A 17,043-nucleotide genomic window follows, 5' to 3' on the forward strand; every position below is an offset into this window, starting at 1 on the left:
GGCTGCCCTTGCTGCCTTCTTTTTCCCGCCATCTGCAGACCTCGGTCGCCGATTGTGCAAATGTACTCGCACGGGAAGCCATACTTATGATAAGGTCAAGGAAGAATACCGAATTGCCGCACTACGGAAAGGATGAAAAGCTATGAACGAGTCCTGGAACAGATTACGCACGGCAATGGAGCAGGAGGGCCATGACGCTCTGCTCATTACCGACCCCAAGCATGTCTACTACTTGACCGGTTTCGCCTGCGATCCTCATGAGCGCTTTCTCGGCCTCGTCATCCAGCGGGATGCCGAGCCGACGCTCATCGTGCCGGCCCTGGATGCGGACAAGGCGGCATCCGCCTCCTCCGTCAAGAATATCGTAACCCATGAAGACACAGACAATCCTTACGATGTGTTGAAGCCCTGCCTGCCCGCCGGAATGAACCAGCTGGCCTTCGAGAAGAATCATATCTCCGTCGCCCGGTTCGAGGCGCTGTCCGCTGCGCTGGACGCCAAGCGCTATGCCGATGCGGGGCCGATCCTCCAGGAGATGCGCGTCATCAAGTCGTCGGAAGAAGTGGAGCGGCTGCTGGAAGCGATCCGGGTCATCGAAGCGGTGCTGCTGGAAGGCGTAAGCCGCGTGCGTCCGGGCATGACCGAGCTGGATGTCGTGGCGGAGCTGGAATACGTGATGAAGAAAAAGGGCGCGGAGCGGCCGTCGTTCGATACGATGGTGCTGGCCGGCGAGAGAGCCGCGCTGCCGCATGGCGTTCCGGGCAATCGCGTCATTCGCGAGGGCGAGCTGCTTCTGTTCGATCTGGGCGTCTACGTGAACGGATACGCTTCCGACATAACCCGCACCTTCGCCGTCGGCGAAGTGAACGAAGAGAGCCGCCGCATCTACGATACCGTATTGGCGGCGAACGAAGCGGCCATTGCGGCCGTCAAGCCAGGGGTCACCTTCGGCTCGCTCGATCGCACGGCGCGGCAGGTCATTGAAGACCGCGGCTACGGCCCTTACTTTACCCACCGGCTCGGGCACGGGCTCGGCCTGGACGTGCACGAGTACCCGTCCGTGCACGGCCGGAACGAGGATGTGCTGAAGCCGGGCATGGTCTTCACGATCGAGCCGGGCGTCTATGTGCCGAACGTGGCGGGCGTGCGCATCGAGGATGACGTCATCGTCACGGAGGATGGCGTGCGCGTGCTCACCTCCTATCCGAAGGAGTTGACCGTCATCGGAGGATAGCGGCTTTTCCAAAGGTGCTGGATGAAGAAAAGGAACTTGGCATTCAAAGCATTATCGCCTTCTGGAGGCATTATAGCCTCCTGGGGCTTAACGTGTGTGTGGCGGGAATTGCTGCTATTTTACAGGATTTTCGGCTCAATGAGTCCACATTCCGAGAAAATGCTGCACAGCTGCATCATTTTAGGCCCTCTTGAGCGAAGTCGAAGCGAAACAGGTGAAATTGCTGTAGTTTTGCAGGATTCATTTTCTGGTGAAGTGGTCTATCTCAAATTGCTGTATTTGCGCAGGATTTCGGCTTACCGAATAGGCTTGACTGGAACAATCGCGCAGTTCTTCGATTGTCGCCGACCGGATAGGAAATTTGCAGGATTTTCGCCGCCTCCCGCCCCGCCAGGGCCAAAAATACTGCATATACGCAGGATTCAGAAGGTTCAGCCTCTATAGCGAAAACAAGCCCTCCCAAGCAATGCTTCGGGAGGGCTTGTTTCATTTATTTCTTCATGCCGAGCGTGAAGATTTCCGCCGCGCCGAGCTCAACGCTGACGCTGCGCTTGTCGCCGGAAGCGAGGTCTTCGCCCTTCACTTCCATGATGCTGCTGCGGTAGAAGCCGCTGCCTGCCTGCGGAAGCGTCACGTTCAACGTGTTCGCTTCATGCGCGAAGTTGACCCAGCGGCCAACCATGTCGCCGGTCTGCTCCGCCATTTTGATCGAGGAGAACGCGATGCCTTCACCCTCCCATGCCAGGAACGCATGGTTGGCCGGCAGCTTGCCGTCATGCACCTCGGCCTGGCGGACAATCCACGGCACCTGGAACGCGTGCGCTTCCTTGTACGCGCCGGAGGTCACGACATCGCCCGCATGCGGAATAATCGCATATTCGGCCGTGTACGTGCCCAAGCATTGCGCTTCCGGCGTCGGGAAGACGCCCCAGTCGCCGAGCTCGCCGGAGGAGCGGAGCAAGGTGACCGCCATCGTGTTGCGGCCGTCACGCAGCACTTCATATTCGAACAGCCCTTTGTTGGCGATGGTCAAGCCGAGCTGGCCGTCGGTTACGCTGACGAACGTATGCTGATGCTGATCGTTGCTCGGATTCTCCCATTCCGGCGCCGGATGCGTATTGCGGCGAGCCACCTCGAAGATGGATTCCGCCTGGTGCGTCTCGGCCTGCAGAGCGGTCGGGAACAGCGCGCGCACACGGTGATCCTTCGCTTCGTTGTGAATCGTCACCTGCACTTCGACGCGCTTCGCGCCGCGATCAAGCGTGTAACGGGTCACAAGGCGGAACGGAACCATGACTGTGGAACGCTGCGCCGTACGCCTTGGGAAGTCTACCAGCTCATTCATCTCTTCCTGCAGCTTCTCGTCGGCGGAAGCCGGAATCTCCCGATGGTGAACCGCTTCGATGACGGCACGGTATGGAGCGTCCTCCACGACGCGGATATCGGCCGCCAGACCTGCCGTCGTGAGCGGAACCTCGCCGTCCGGCTTGCGGAACATGTACTCGTTGCCGATGTCTCCGCTGTCTTCGTACACATTCAGCCCGCTGAACGTATGGCCCGTCGCCTTGTCGGTCAGCGTCAAGGAACCGTCCGCTTCGACGACCGCCTTCAGATGTTCGTTCTCGAGCGTATTGTGCCCGTTCAACAAGCTGGCCGCTTGCGGCGCTTCTCCGCCCGCCACCCAGGCGAAGGTGTGATACGCGAAGGCCGCCATGCTGCTAGCCTGCAGGCGAACCTTCACGCAGCGCGCCACATAAGGCTGGCGGAACTTATCCTTCGGCAGATCGTAGCCGAACTGGACGCCGGCGTCTTCCCATTCGCAGACGACCGCATTGCCGTTCGCATCGATGACGGTGCCCGCCACGATCGGCTCCTGCTTCAGCTCGCGCGCCAGCTTCGTCGGATGCCCTTCGCGGAAGTAGCGGCGCTTCAGCTCCAGCGTCACTTCGACGACGCCGCTGCGCTCGTAGCCCGCCGTATTGAAGACGACGAACGGCACGGCTTCCTTGGCGCCGTATGCCGAAGTATCGATCTGGTTCACAAGGCTGTCTACCGTCTCGTTAATGATCATCTCGGTCATATGCTTCGACTTCTCGAAGCGCGTCACCATCTCCCGGTGCACTTCATCGACGCTGCATCCGCAGATGCTGTCATGCGGATGGTTCTGCATCAATGTCTTCCACGCATAGACGAACAGATGATGCGGGTACGGTTTGCCCGCCTGGTCGGCGAATGCCGCCAGCGGCTCCGCCACCTTCTCCAGGAGCGTCTGGTTCTCGGCGTTCATCTGCTTGAGATAGACGCGGGAAGACGCGGTATTGACCAGCGTATACCAGCCGTCGGTGCGCTGGCTGCGCAGCTCGCCTTTTACCGTCTGCAGATTCTCGGGCAATTCCTGTCTTAGCACATCCACATAGTAGTTGAAATTGGAGTGTACGAAGTCCACATCCGGGAACAGCTTCTTCGCCACTTCGATCGCCTTGGACAGATCGGTCTGAATCGGCTGGTGGTCGCAGCCATTCATGAACAACAGATGCGGCGTGGAAGCGAATTTCTCCGCATTGGCGATATTCTTCTCCCAATAGGCGATCGCTTGCTTCTCGTCAACCGGCACTTCCATGCCGTTGCAGTACCAGTTCGCGAACAGAATGCCGATGACGCGCGAGCCGTCCGGCGATTCCCAGATCATCTCCGAGAATGGAGACTCGTAGGCGGCATCTTCGGATACCTGGTTGTTGAAGCCGGTCGGCTTCACGCCGCGTCCGAATACGGCGACATCGATATTGGCCTGCTTGAGCATCTGCGGCGCCTGGCCCATATTGCCGAACGAATCGGGGAAATACCCGATCTTGGAGATGGTGCCGCCGTAGTGGTTGGCGTCGCGATGTCCGATTTGCAGGTTGCGCACGTTCGCCTCGCTGCTCGTCAGGAACTCATCCTGCAGAATGTACCATGGACCGATATGAATGCGGCCTTCGCGGATATATTTCTCCAGCTTGTCCTTCATTTCCGGGCGGACCTGGAGGTAATCTTCCAGCATGATGGTCTGGCCGTCGAGATGGAAGCTCTTGAAGCCCGGGTCGTTATCGAGCGTATCCAGCAGCGTGTCCATCAATTCGATCAGCAGCGCATGGTGATACTCGTAAGGCATATACCACTCGCGATCCCAGTGCGTATGAGAGATGATGTGGGCCGTTTTTTTCGTCATGTTCTGTCCCTCTCTTCTTATCGGATTAGGCTTTCAACCAATATTCCCGGTAGATTAACTCAGAGAACAAGCTGTTCGACCAGGCGAACCATTCACGTGTGAATTGGGCCGGATCGTCGACATGAAATCCTTCATGCATATAACCGGTATCGGCATCCGTCGCCGTCAACAGCCGAATCAGACCGTCGATCTCTTCCTGCGATCCGGCAGTCAACCCCTGCATCGACAAGGCGATATGCCAAATATATTGGTCAGGGGTATGCGGGCTGCCGATGCCCTGAGCAGCCTTGCCGGAATAGTAGTAAGGATTCTCCTCGCTCAGGATGAAGCGGCGCGTATTCTGATAGATCGGATCGTCCTCCGTCGTATAGCCAAGATAAGGAATGGCCAGCAAGCTCGGCACGTTGGCGTCATCCATCAGATTGTAGTTGCCGAAGCCGTCCGTTTCATAGGCATAGATTTTTCCGTATTTCGGGTGATGAAAGATGCCATAATTGCGAATGCCGTCTTCAATCTCTTCACACAGCGCCCGCGCCTTGGCAGCGAATGGCGCATCCTCGTAGACCGCCGTCGCGATCTCCTCCAAATAACGAAGCACGACAACCGCGAACATATTCGAAGGAACCAGGTAACCGAAGGTGCACGCATCGTCGCTTGGGCGGAAGCCCGACCACGTCATGCCCGTGTAGTTGACCGGCATGCCTCGGCCGTTGTTCTTGAGCGTGTCCGTCTTGCGGCAGTCCATCCGCGAGAATCGGTAAGGGGATTGCTCGAAATGGCGCTGCTCCGTCGTCCACAGGTTCATGATAATATGCGCAACCGTCTTGTATTCGCCATCGAAGAGCGACGTATCGCCCGTCTCTTTCCAGTACAAATAGCTCAACTGGATAGGATAACACAGCGAATCGATCTCGTATTTCCGTTCCCACACCCAGCCGTTCAATTCCGTCTGATCCCGGTGATGAATCTGATCGAGCGGAATTTCTTCTTCATTGAATGCATTGGCGTACGGGTCGATCTGAATATATTTCAACTGCTTGCGCACCAGCCCGGCAATGATGCGGCGAATATCCGCATCCTCTTTGGCCAGCGGCATATACTGGCGCACCTGGGCGCTGGAGTCGCGCAACCACATGGCGGGAATGTCTCCGGTGAAGACATACGTCGTGCCGTCTTCATGCAATTTGGTTGTCGTCTGCAGCGTGTTCGGGAAACAATTCAAGAACAACTGCTGCAATTTCGGGTTGTCCGCTAATCGGGTCTTGGCTTCTTCCATCACGCGAAGCACGGCTTGCGGTAGGCGTTCCATATCAGCTCTCTCCTTCTCCATCCATCGATCAAAGTCGTTGTTGTAAGCCGCCGTATCCGGCCATTATCTTATTTAGTACATTAGATATGTCCATCATATTGTATATAAGGCTTGTGCAAAATTCAACCAATCATCCGCACCTATTTCGCAGTCGTCATGTCGCGAATAGCAGACAGTCAGGTGAAGCCTACGCTCCACCTGACTGCACAGTTGCGGCGATTCATTGCTGGCCGGCAGCAGACTGCCTTCAACCAGCGAATGGAACGATGCCGTTACTTATTTTCTGGATGCTTTCCACTCATCCAATTGTTTTTGCATTTCGGCTTGAACTTTGTCCAATCCAGCCGCCTTGAACTTCTCGATTGCCTTCGGTACGTATACCTTCGGATCTACCGAGCCAGTGAACAGGGACGCATAGAACTCGTCTTTGACGTTCGTCAGCGCGGTCATTTCCGTTTTTACGCTGTCTGCATTGAAGTGGAAGCCAAGCAGCGGCGCGTTTTTGGCATTGTCGTTGAATTTAGCGAACTGCTCCCATTTATCTTTTGGGTCAGCAGGAAGCTTATCCAAGATGAAGAAGTTGCCCAACGTAAAGGTTGGCATATCATACGATTCTGTTTTTGCCGGCAAATACTCAACCGTTTCGTCATCGATGCGCTTGTAGTGCACGCCTTCGATACCGTTGTTCACCAGGTTGCGCAGGTAGCGGTCGGAGTTCAACAGGTTCAGGAATTGCATCGCTTTCTCCGGATGCGGGCTGTTCGCGGAGATCGCATGCATGGAGCCCATTACGGACCAGTTATAGACGTAAGGCTCGGTATAAGGAACCGATTCAACCGGATAGCCCATAGATTGAGACCACAGGTTATCGGCGAACGGCTGCGTATCCGGCATATCTACGAGCCATTTTCCGGTTTTCATTTCATCCCCGCCGGAAGCGGTCGCGGCATCCTTCTTCAGGTAGCCTTTTTTGTAGTAGTCATGCATCGTCTCGAAGCCTTTCATCATGTCCGGCTGTTCGAGAATATTGACGATTTTGAGATCGTTCGTGTCTGTCAGCGCGACGCCCAAAGGCAGGTTCTCGTTCACCAGGTCATAAGGAACGGCGAATTTGAATTGCTTATCCGCGGACAATGGGTACAATCCTGGCTCGCCCTCTTTGACCTTCGCAAGCAGCGGCTCCAGATCTTCCAATGTCTTCACGCTGTTGATGTCCAGGTTGTATTTGTCAACAAGCCCTTTGTTGAAGCGGAATACCTTTTGCGCAGGCAATTCTTTGTTAACTGGAATCGCATACGTTTTTCCGTCGATTTTGGCGCCTTCGAGGAACGAAGGGTGAACCAGCTTTTTAATGTCTTGGCCATATTGATCCATCAAGTCATCAAGCTCGTAGAATGCGCCTTTCTTCGCATTGGCAACGTATTCAAAAGCCCACGAAGAAGTGAATGCGATATCAAAAGGCTCTCCAGAAGCGGCGATAACGCCCATCTTTTGGTTGTAATCGCCCCAATCAAACAATTTCATTTTTACGGTTACACCGATTTTTTCCTTGGTGTACTCGCTAACCTTTTCCATGACCTTGTCCAAATCTTTTTGCGGCGCTCCAATGGAATACCAGATCAACTCAACCGGCTTCTCGCTCGTGCCCGCTTCGCTTCCGCCCGCTTCTTCCTTCTTGCTGCCGCAGCCAGCCAATGCCAGCGAAGCGACCAGGACAAGACAGAAGGTCATGAGCAACAATTTTTTTGCCTTAGCCATGTTTTTCCTCCCCTTTTTGTGACCAAGTTGTGGTGTATATTATTTCCGGAGCGGCCGCCTGCTTATGTATGCCGCCGCCCGGGAATAATCGAAGGTGGTCTTGCTTATTCTTTTACGGCGCCAATCGTCAAGCCTTGAACGAAATAGCGCTGGAAGAACGGATACGCACATGCGATTGGCAATGTCGCCAGGACGACAAGCGCCATCCGTGTCGATTCTTGCGGCAGCGTCCGCATCAATTCTAGCGTCTGACCCGATGCATTGAGCTGCGCATTGTTGAGCAAGAACTGCATGCTGTTCTCGATCCGCATCAGCATCGATTGCAGCGGAACGAGCGCAGGGTTGTCGATGTACAGCAAGGCGTTGAACCAGTCATTCCAGAAGCCAAGCGTGGCGAACAATCCAATCGTGGCAATCCCCGGCAAGGAGATGGGCAGCACAATCGTAATGAATGCCCGCAATTCCCCGGCTCCGTCAATCTTGGCCGACTCGATGATCGCATCCGGCACCGTTGTGTTATAGAACGTTCGCATGATAAGGACGTAGAACGCATTCATGATGAGCGGCAAAATCAGCGCCCAGATCGTGTCCTTCAAATGAAGGACCTGCGTTAGAACCATATAGGTCGGAACTAATCCGCCATTGAACAGCATCGTAAAGAAGGCGATAAAGGAGAAGAATCCCCGATATTGGAAGTTCTTGCGCGAAATCGCGTAAGCGTATAGACAAATGACCGCCAAGCTGATAAGCGTCCCCACAACCGTAATCAGGATGGTGACTCCATAGGAGCGAAGAAGCTGATCTCCGGCCTTGAAAATGTATTCATAAGCGGAAAAGCTCCATTTCTCCGGGAATATGGAATACCCGTTCCGTGCGAGCGCCTCCTCATTCGTCAATGAAATGACAATGACGAACAAGAACGGGTAGACGCACAGGAAAGCAAACACACCGGCAATAAGGTTGAATATCAGGTTCGTGCCTCTCGATAAATTGTGGAAATCTCGTGTTTTTTTTCTCAATGTCGTCCCCCCCTTAGAACAGCGCGTTGTCCTTGTCCACTTTACGCACAATCCAGTTCGATGTCATAACGAGAATGAATCCGACCAGCGACTGATACAAGCCTGCGGCCGTACTCATCGAGATTTCCCCTGTTGCCTTCAGCCCCCGGTACACGTACGTATCAATGACGTTCGTTACGCTGTACAACGGACCGGAGTCGCGTGGAATCTGATAGAACAACCCGAAATCCGCATAGAAGATTCGGCCGATGGCCAGCAAGGTCAGAATGGTCATCAAAGGCGTGATCGCAGGTATCGTAATATGGCGAATCTGCTGCCACTTGTTAGCGCCATCAATCATTGCTGCCTCATAATAAGTCTTGTCAATCCCGACAATCGCGGCCAAATAAACGACGCTGGAATATCCGATTCCTTTCCAGAGATTAAGGAAGACGAGAATATAAGGCCAATACGTGGTGTCGGAATACCAGGAGACCGGATCCTTTCCTAACCAAGTCAAGAATTGGTTCAGTACCCCTTTGTCGACGCTCAGGAAGCTGAACGTGAAATAACCGACGATGACCCACGACAAGAAGTGAGGAAGGAACATCCCGGTCTGATATATCTTCGCCAGCCGCTTGTTCACAATCTCGCTCAAAATGATAGCCATCGCCACGGCCCCGACCAGGCCAAGCACGATAAACACCATGTTGTACAAAATTGTGTTGCGCGTAATGACATATGCGTCATTTGTACCGAAAAGATACTCGAAATTTTTGAAGCCTACCCATTCACTCTGCTGCAAGCTGGCAAGGAAGCCGTCTCTGCTAAAACGATAGTCCTTGAAAGCGATCACAGTCCCGAACATTGGCAGGTAGGAGAAGAACAAAAACCACAAGGCTCCCGGAAGAACCATGATGAGAAAAATCCAGTTGCGGTTTAAGCTCCGAAAAACGTTCTTGATGGATTGCATCAGATTCATCCCCCGTTGCTAAGTTGTACCTATAGCGTACCCCAATTGATGCGCTTCCAATAGTCAACAAACTTTAGATTTGGTGTACAAAATAAAGGAAGGGCTTTCACAGATGCCACATTTTCATGTGACACCGTGGAACCCCTTCCCAGTAATGTATTTCATACGATTTCATTTCGGTTTGCATGGAATTCTCTGTATTCTTTTGGGGATACGCCGACGTACTTCCGGAACTGTTTATAGAAATAACTTTTGTCCCAATAACCGACATTCGAGGCAATATCGGTCATGCGCTGATTCGTGTTGACGAGCATTTCCTTCGCCATCTTGATGCGGGTCTTGTTCAAATAATCGGAGAAGGTGGATTGAACCTCCTTCTGGAACAATTGCCCCAAATAGACCGGATTGATATTATAGACCTGGCTTAAAGTCTTCAACGACAGCTCCTCCGCATACCGGGCATGAATATCATGCAGCACCTGCTTGATGACCGGACTCATATGCTCCGGCTCCGCCAGCTGCCCCATAATGCGGTAACCGACCTGGAGAACATGATCCTTCAGCACCTCCAAGGTCTGAATATGGTACACATCATCGAACCAGTCCCGCTCCTCTTCCATTAAATAGTGAGCGGTATCCTTCACCGCCTGCTTCCAGGCGATGAGCAATTCGACGGCGAAGTTGCGAATATCCCGGGGCGTAACCCCTGAGGTGGATGACAGCCGTTCGAAATCGGCTTCAAGCTGCTGCCGAAGCTGTGCCTTGTCCCGGTCGTAGAGCAGCTTCACATAAGGCTCCGTCTCCGGCTGAACATCCGCCGGACGGGAAGAACGATAGTTGGCGATCTCATCGGCGTCGACCCATTCGTCATCCGCGCGGACAAGATGGTATGGCTGAACCCGCTTCGCATGCATGTAACTTGCCGACGCATGGGCGTACCCTTCCTGGACGCTCCCCAGCGTAATCTGCAGCGAGGTGCTCAGCGTACGCTCTGCCTCCCGCTTCCAGTCTCGCAGCCGCTCCATCACTGCTTCCTTCTCCTCGATCCGGTACAGGCCGAAAATAATCGCGGTCTCTCCGTCCCATTCCGGGACGCAAAATCCGCCGTTCGCCTGCTTCAACAGCCGCCTCGCGTGGTTAACGACTTCTTCCTGCTTATCATAATCCGCCTCCTGGTCCATTTGCGGCTCGGGACGCACCAAGGCAACCATGTAATAAGGATGAATAAAATGAATATCCAGCAAGTCCGCCCGCTGCTGCAGCTCTTCCAGATGAATCAAATCGCGCAGCCAGCGGTACAGCACATTATCCCGCAAAATATCACGATTATGCTGCTCCGCCATCCGGTAAACCCGGGATTGGTCGATCTTCTGTACCGTCGTCTCCAGCGTGGAGCGGAACTCTTCGATATTAATCGGCTTCAGCAAATAGTTTTCCACGCCCAGCTTAATGCCTTCCTTCACATACATGAACTCGTTATAGCCGCTAAGTATAATGAACCGGGTCTGAGGAGAGGCCTTCTTCACTTTCTCAATCAACTGAAGGCCGGTCATGCGCGGCATCATAATATCGGTAATAATCAAATCGACCGGCTGCCGCTGCAGCTTCTCCCAAGCATCCTCGCCATTCTCCGCCGTTCCCGCTACGCTTAAGCCGTAGTCGTTCCACTCCAGAATCGTCTGCAAACCCTCTATAATAAACGGTTCGTCATCTACTAAAAATACGCTGTACATCGTATCCCCCCTTAACCACTTCCCAACGTCAACTCAAAGGCACATGAAAGGTGGCCGCCGTGCCGGCCCGAGAACGCTTTCGAGCGTAATCCGGCAGAATGGTCAACCATGCTTCCGAATGCAGGACCGCGCCGAAAGCTTCATTATATTATAACCGCTTGGACGTTCATCCAATTGGAAGCACTGCAGCTTGTCCCGATACCGGTTCAGCCCGTTCCGGATAACGCATGTAATCGGTTTACGCATCTATTATCATACCATAACTCAGGAAGCCCGTTTGAGAGCGTCCATGAATTCAATCCCCAATTTTGACGGCCCATAAGACCCCAAATTAAAGAGTATGATCAGAAAAATGCCGTAAAAAATTTTACCAAAACCCCAATTATAACCTTGTGATGTATCATTTGGAGGATATAATAAAAACATAGGAGATTCGTATAAACTCTCGCCGCATTGCGCTACCACTTTTTGTTACTCAGTCTGCTCTTGGATTTCCACTCTATTTGTAATAAAGTAAAAACAATGTTGCATAATTATACCGCAATCCAAGGAGAATTATTCATATATGGAAGCCAAGAACGACAATACCCAACCAAAACTTGCGCCCGTGCGGCAATTGAATCTAAGAGGGGTGCTGCATTTCGCCCTTCCCTCTTTGCTAGGGTTGCTTCTCTTCGTCGTTCCCGTTCCGTGGAACGGAGAAGTGACCGTGCCCATTGCATTCCTGACCAGCGCCCTCACCCAAGGGCTTGCGCCTTGGCTCCCGTCGGCGGTCACCATCATCATCGTGGTTGCCTGGCTGGGAACCGCTTATACCCGCTGGTTCAGACCGGACAAGCTGCTGCATATCCCGCTATGGAATGCGCTGTTCCATATTTCTCCCTTCTGGTTCGCCGCACGTACGTTAGGGGTCATATTCGCGATACTTACCTTTTTCCGGGTCGGGCCGGAATGGATATGGTCGGAGAATACGGGAGGCATGCTGCTCTCCGGTCTTATCCCCGGCTTGTTCGTTGTCTTTTTGCTGGCCGGGCTTCTGCTGCCGCTGTTGGTCGATTTTGGCCTGCTTGAGTTTTTCGGCACACTCATGACCCGAATCATGCGCCCCATCTTTACTTTGCCGGGACGAGCCTCGATCAATTGCATGGCTTCCTGGCTTGGAGACGGCACCATTGGCGTCATGATGACAAGCAAACAGTATGAATCCGGGTACTACACGAAGCGCGAAGCCGCCGTCATCGGCACGACATTTACAGCCGTATCCATTACGTTCAGCTTCATCGTGCTGAGCAATGTCGGGCTGGGGCATATGTTCCTTCCTTTTTATGCCACAGTCACCTTTGCCGGGATGGCAGTAGCCGTCGTCATGCCGCGGATTCCGCCGCTGTCGCGCAAGCCGGACACTTATTCGCCCGATGCCGCGCCTGCGGAAGAAGAGGTCATCCCGGCCGCATGGAGCCCCTGGCGTTGGGGACTGCGCCAGGCCGTCGGCAAGGCGCGTCAGCACGGGGGAGCCGGATCCTTCCTTCGGGACGGCTGCAAAAACATTATCGACCTGTGGATCGGCGTTATCCCGGTTGTTATGGCCATTGGCACACTGGCTGTGGCCATCGCCAAATTCACGCCCATCTTCAAATGGCTCGGCTGGCCGTTCATTCCGGTGCTGCAGCTGCTCGGAATTCCGGAAGCGGAAGCGGCTTCCCAGACCATTCTTGTCGGATTCGCGGACATGTTCCTGCCTTCGGTGTTGGCCTCCGACATTACGAGCGACATGACACGCTTCGTCATTGCGGCATTGTCCGTCACCCAACTCATCTATATGTCCGAGGTCGGCGGATTGCTGTTAGGCTCCAAGCTGCCCGTAAGCTTCAAGGATCTGGTTGTCATATTCCTGCTCCGCACCTTGCTGACATTGCCGATTATCGCGTTCATCGCGCATCTTCTATTTTAATGGCACTTACATTCGATCGGGCCCAATCGTGGGAGAATCCCTCCAAGATTCTCGAGGATTTGGGTCTTTTTCTTGGTACCGGGCCATCCTTCGTCAATTCAGAGGCACACGAATGGTGACTGTCGTGCCGGTACCGAGAACGCTTTCCAGCGCAATCCCGTAGTGGTCTCCATACAGTATTCGCAGGCGGTCATGGACATTTTTCAGCCCCAGTGAACCATGCTCCTGAATGCTCGACTGTCTCAGTTCCTTTTGAATCTGCTGCAGCTGCGCGGGCTCGATCCCTTTCCCGTTATCGGCCACCCGGATCACCAAATCCCCTTCCTCGGTCTCGACTTCGATGGCGATATGGTTGTCCATCCGATCCAATCCGAGCCCGTGCACCAGATAGTTCTCAATAATCGGCTGCACCGAGAGCTTCATTATATTATACCCGCCCAGACGCTCATCCATAGAGATAGAGTATTGCAGCTTGTCCCGGTAGCGGATTCGGGTCAGCTCCAGGTAACGGCGGCAATTTTCAATCTCTTCATTTAAGGTTATCGTGGTCTTGTCCTTCACCATATGCCGGAACATGGACGCCAGGTTATAGATCATATCGCCGACATCGTTCGCGCCCTGCGAGATCGCCCGCATCCGGATAACCTCCAGTGTGTTGTACAGAAAATGAGGTTTGATTTGGGACTGAAGCGCGATCAGCTCCGCATTTTTCTGCTTGAGCTCCGATTTATAGACTTTATTGATATATTGCTGCAAATCCTCGCACATTTGGTTGAAGCTGAGCGCGATAAGCCCGAGCTCGTCTTCCCGGTCGACCGGAAGCTTCGTATTCAGATAGCCTTCTCTCACCTTCTTCATCCCTTGGATGACCGTCTGCGTACGGCGCGACAGATGGAGGACCGAGAAGCAGGTTGCCGCCAGGACCGTTATGATACATAGCACAGTAATAATGCTTATCGTATTTCGAATTCCCGACAACCGGTCGGTAATCGCTTCCTCAGGAATCGTGTTAACGACAACAAGCCCCAATTTATTTGTCTCCGAGACCATGACATAGGACTTCTCTCCGTTCAGATCCACTTGCTCCGACTTGTTGCGCGGCATCGACATCAATTCACTGTACATTGGCGAGGTGACCGATAGCGGCGAAGTTTCCGCATGGTATACGGTTTGACCGTTGGAATCAAACACGAGCCATTGTTCTCCCGGCATCTGCTCGCCAATCTGCCGCGATATGCCGTCGGCATTGAAGTCGATGGTAATATCACCGGCCGTCGCCAGCGTCTCCGGGTTGCTGATCCGGTTCGTTACGCTTAGCAGAGAGAGCGGCTTGGCCGTCTGATCCGGTTCAAACGGCGGCATATTCACGATTTCCTCGATTGGCTTCGTTGCGATATCGTGGCCCGCCTCCGGATGAGAGTTCCCCAATTCCCCAGAGTACCGCTTGGTCGGAATGGCATACCGATTATTCTGCCATAGCTGCTGCGCCTGGCTGTTTTCGCTCCAGTCGTAATACCCGCGATAGAATCCGCCTTTATAATAGATGTAGGCAAATTTCTTTTTCAGACTAATCAAATTGATATTTTGGAGATCCTGATCCTTTACGAACTGCGTAGAGAAGAAATCGTGCATATTCCGGATATAGAAGCCGTTGCTTGAACTGAAGCTGTCCAGCCGGTAGCGGATGAAATTTTCCAGCCCTTCATTAAGCAAATAGACCGTTTCCTTCACAAGAACGGTATCCTGGTACACTTGCTGAATGATAGCCTGGGCTGTATCATACTTCTGATCGAGAAAACGGTTGATCGCATCCACATTCCGCTGCTGATCGAACAACGCATTGTTGACGTTGTTATAGACGAAGAAATGATACGCCGTTACGGACAGCGTAACCAGAGAAGCGACGGCAATAATCGAGTACACGACAATCAGCTTGATGAACAGCTTTTTCTTGAAATGCTTCATATAGATCTGTTTGATTGTCTTCAGCATCCTGATGCCTCTCCTTTTGTCGGCTGCACCATCCGCAGCCCAATCCCCATGTAATCGGTTTACGCATCTTCTATCATACCATATTCAATATATCCTTTAGATGGAGTCCATTAATTAGCATAAAAGAAGTTGACCGTAGCCGTTGGGGACTGGCTGCTTTAGAGAAGTAAAGTGAGGGGATATGCAACTGACCGTTCAACAGCATTCGCTAAAATATGACAAAAAATATACTAAAATTCAACCATTTGTCAAATTAATATTCTCGACATTCTCGCTTATACTAAAAATAATTCATTCAGAAATTGTAATTATTCGGAAATTAAGCAGGATTTTTATATCAGTAAGATGAATTACATAAATTAAGGAGGGTCTTCACAATGATATATGACCATCGTATAGCTCCGGTGGTACTCCGACAATATGTACAAGAGGAACTGGTCAAAAGGGGGTGGAAGCAAAAAGATCTGGCAGAAGCTGCGGAAATGGAGAGCTCAACGATCAGCAACATTTTCAACCGTAAGCAGTCCCTCATGCTTCCTCAACTTCACGCGATCAATCAAGCTTTCGGCTTGCCGAACGATGCCTTTTATGAACTGTTTATCGGGGAGTGCTGCGGCGATAACGGACGGTTGAAGCCAGAGAAGACGAGCGATTTTATCCTTAACTGTATCGCGGTTGAAAAGTATGAAATCATCAAACAGCTTGTACAAATCCTTCACGAAGAAACGAACCGCTCCAAAATGATCGACACTGCCTTCAGAATCGCGGAATATATTTTTCAATCCGACCAACGCAACTACTCTCTCCCCTTCTACGACATTATCACCCAGAACGGATACAGCAGAAGTGAAAGATTGGCCATCTCCTATTATAGAAGATTTCTCATCCTTAGAGACTTGGATACTTCGGGAGCCGGTAATGAAGCATTATGTCAGCTTCTGGAGTACTTGCCTTTGTTGCCGGACGACATCAGGCTTGACGCCTATTACCGTATCCTGGCGTTCTATAATGTAGTAGAGAACTGGCCTAAGCTGCTCTTGTACGCCCAAGAGCTAAGAAGCATTGCCCTTGCCGAAGGACAAGATGAATACGTGGCAGAAAGCTGGTTGTATGAGTCGGTCGCCTTAAAGGGCATGAAAAACTACGAAGGCGCATTGAAGGCCACTGCAGCGTATAACAGATATGGAGAGCATTATGCCCGGTTATCTAAATATAACGAGCTTTATATCTCTATTGAGATGAAGCAAATCGAACCAATCGAAGAACTGATGGGCATGCTAAAAGGCGATCAAGTGCTTCTCGTGCTCCCGGTTGCCTTGGAGAGTTACCTCAGCAACAATGCGGTCCCCGAGGCTAGAGAATACCTGGAAAAATATAAAGGCAATGTCGATGATCTGATTTCAAGGAAGGACCCGTTCCATTTGAAACACAAGCTGAGGCTAGTGCAAGCTTTGAGTCAATATTATTTCAGAGTTGGACGGTATGAGGTCGGTTTTCACTACAACGCTGTATCCTTGGAACTGGCGCTCAAGCTAAAAAATATACAGCGTGCAGGAATGGCGGTCATTGCCTTTCAAGAACATGAAGTGCATGCTTCGGCAGAGCAAAAGAATCGATTCATAAATATTCTATTGAATGAGGTGGATTCAAATGAAAAAAACATTAATCACGATATCCATGGCTCTTTTCTTGTTCAATATTACAGGAGTATCGTCGCTGGGTGACATTGGAGGCGGTTGGTCCGTCAAAGATATTGGCACAGGCTGGATAGTCGGCGAAATCGGTACCGGTTGGTCCCCAATGAGTAACCTCGACGGCGTGATTAGTTCCGCGTAAGCCAGAGGGAATAACAAGTCGGATTCCAACAAACCTCCCGTTCTCCCTAAA

At 52.3% G+C, this 17,043-nt stretch carries 10 protein-coding genes; 3 read left to right on the top strand and 7 right to left on the bottom strand.

The window, feature by feature from the left end; genetic code table 11:
• Positions 1 to 142 precede the first annotated feature (142 nt).
• Entirely contained in the window at positions 143 to 1,234 is a 1,092-nt protein-coding gene (locus L6439_RS26245; protein WP_172879211.1) for a M24 family metallopeptidase, read from the top strand.
• Between the two features lie 490 nt (positions 1,235 to 1,724).
• On the opposite strand, the gene L6439_RS26250 is transcribed toward L6439_RS26245, so the two are convergent.
• From L6439_RS26250 to L6439_RS26275, 6 genes are all read right to left on the bottom strand, one after another.
• Complete coding sequence (locus tag L6439_RS26250) at positions 1,725 to 4,442, bottom strand: alpha-mannosidase (RefSeq protein WP_213469850.1); 2,718 nt, start codon at positions 4,440 to 4,442, stop codon at positions 1,725 to 1,727.
• Positions 4,443 to 4,467: 25 nt separating this feature from the next.
• The gene (locus L6439_RS26255; RefSeq protein ID WP_213469849.1) at positions 4,468 to 5,751 is read right to left on the bottom strand and encodes a glycoside hydrolase family 125 protein; all 1,284 of its coding nucleotides are present in this window, start codon (positions 5,749 to 5,751) and stop codon (positions 4,468 to 4,470) included.
• 276 nt (positions 5,752 to 6,027) lie between these two features.
• A complete protein-coding gene (locus tag L6439_RS26260; protein ID WP_168179234.1) occupies positions 6,028 to 7,509 on the bottom strand; it encodes an ABC transporter substrate-binding protein in 1,482 nt (493 codons plus the stop codon).
• A gap of 104 nt (positions 7,510 to 7,613) precedes the next feature.
• On the bottom strand, positions 7,614 to 8,528 hold the full coding sequence (locus L6439_RS26265) for a carbohydrate ABC transporter permease (RefSeq protein ID WP_006679056.1): 915 nt from the start codon (positions 8,526 to 8,528) through the stop codon (positions 7,614 to 7,616).
• 13 nt (positions 8,529 to 8,541) lie between these two features.
• Positions 8,542 to 9,480, bottom strand: coding sequence for an ABC transporter permease (locus L6439_RS26270; protein ID WP_006679055.1), 939 nt, complete (start codon positions 9,478 to 9,480; stop codon positions 8,542 to 8,544).
• 161 nt (positions 9,481 to 9,641) lie between these two features.
• The gene (locus L6439_RS26275) at positions 9,642 to 11,213 is read right to left on the bottom strand and encodes a response regulator transcription factor (protein ID WP_168179233.1); all 1,572 of its coding nucleotides are present in this window, start codon (positions 11,211 to 11,213) and stop codon (positions 9,642 to 9,644) included.
• Between the two features lie 565 nt (positions 11,214 to 11,778).
• On the opposite strand from L6439_RS26275, the gene L6439_RS26280 reads away from it, so the two are divergent.
• Entirely contained in the window at positions 11,779 to 13,164 is a 1,386-nt protein-coding gene (locus L6439_RS26280; protein ID WP_213469848.1) for a YjiH family protein, read from the top strand.
• Positions 13,165 to 13,257: 93 nt separating this feature from the next.
• On the opposite strand, the gene L6439_RS26285 is transcribed toward L6439_RS26280, so the two are convergent.
• A complete protein-coding gene (locus L6439_RS26285; protein WP_213469847.1) occupies positions 13,258 to 15,156 on the bottom strand; it encodes a sensor histidine kinase in 1,899 nt (632 codons plus the stop codon).
• Positions 15,157 to 15,533: 377 nt separating this feature from the next.
• Between L6439_RS26285 and L6439_RS26290 the strand changes: the two genes are divergently transcribed.
• Positions 15,534 to 16,880: a helix-turn-helix domain-containing protein gene (locus tag L6439_RS26290; RefSeq protein WP_213469846.1), complete on the top strand. Its 1,347-nt coding sequence runs from the start codon at positions 15,534 to 15,536 to the stop codon at positions 16,878 to 16,880.
• Positions 16,881 to 17,043 lie beyond the last annotated feature (163 nt).

It is taken from the genome of Paenibacillus dendritiformis (genome assembly GCF_021654795.1).
Taxonomy (GTDB): Bacteria; Bacillota; Bacilli; order Paenibacillales; family Paenibacillaceae; genus Paenibacillus_B.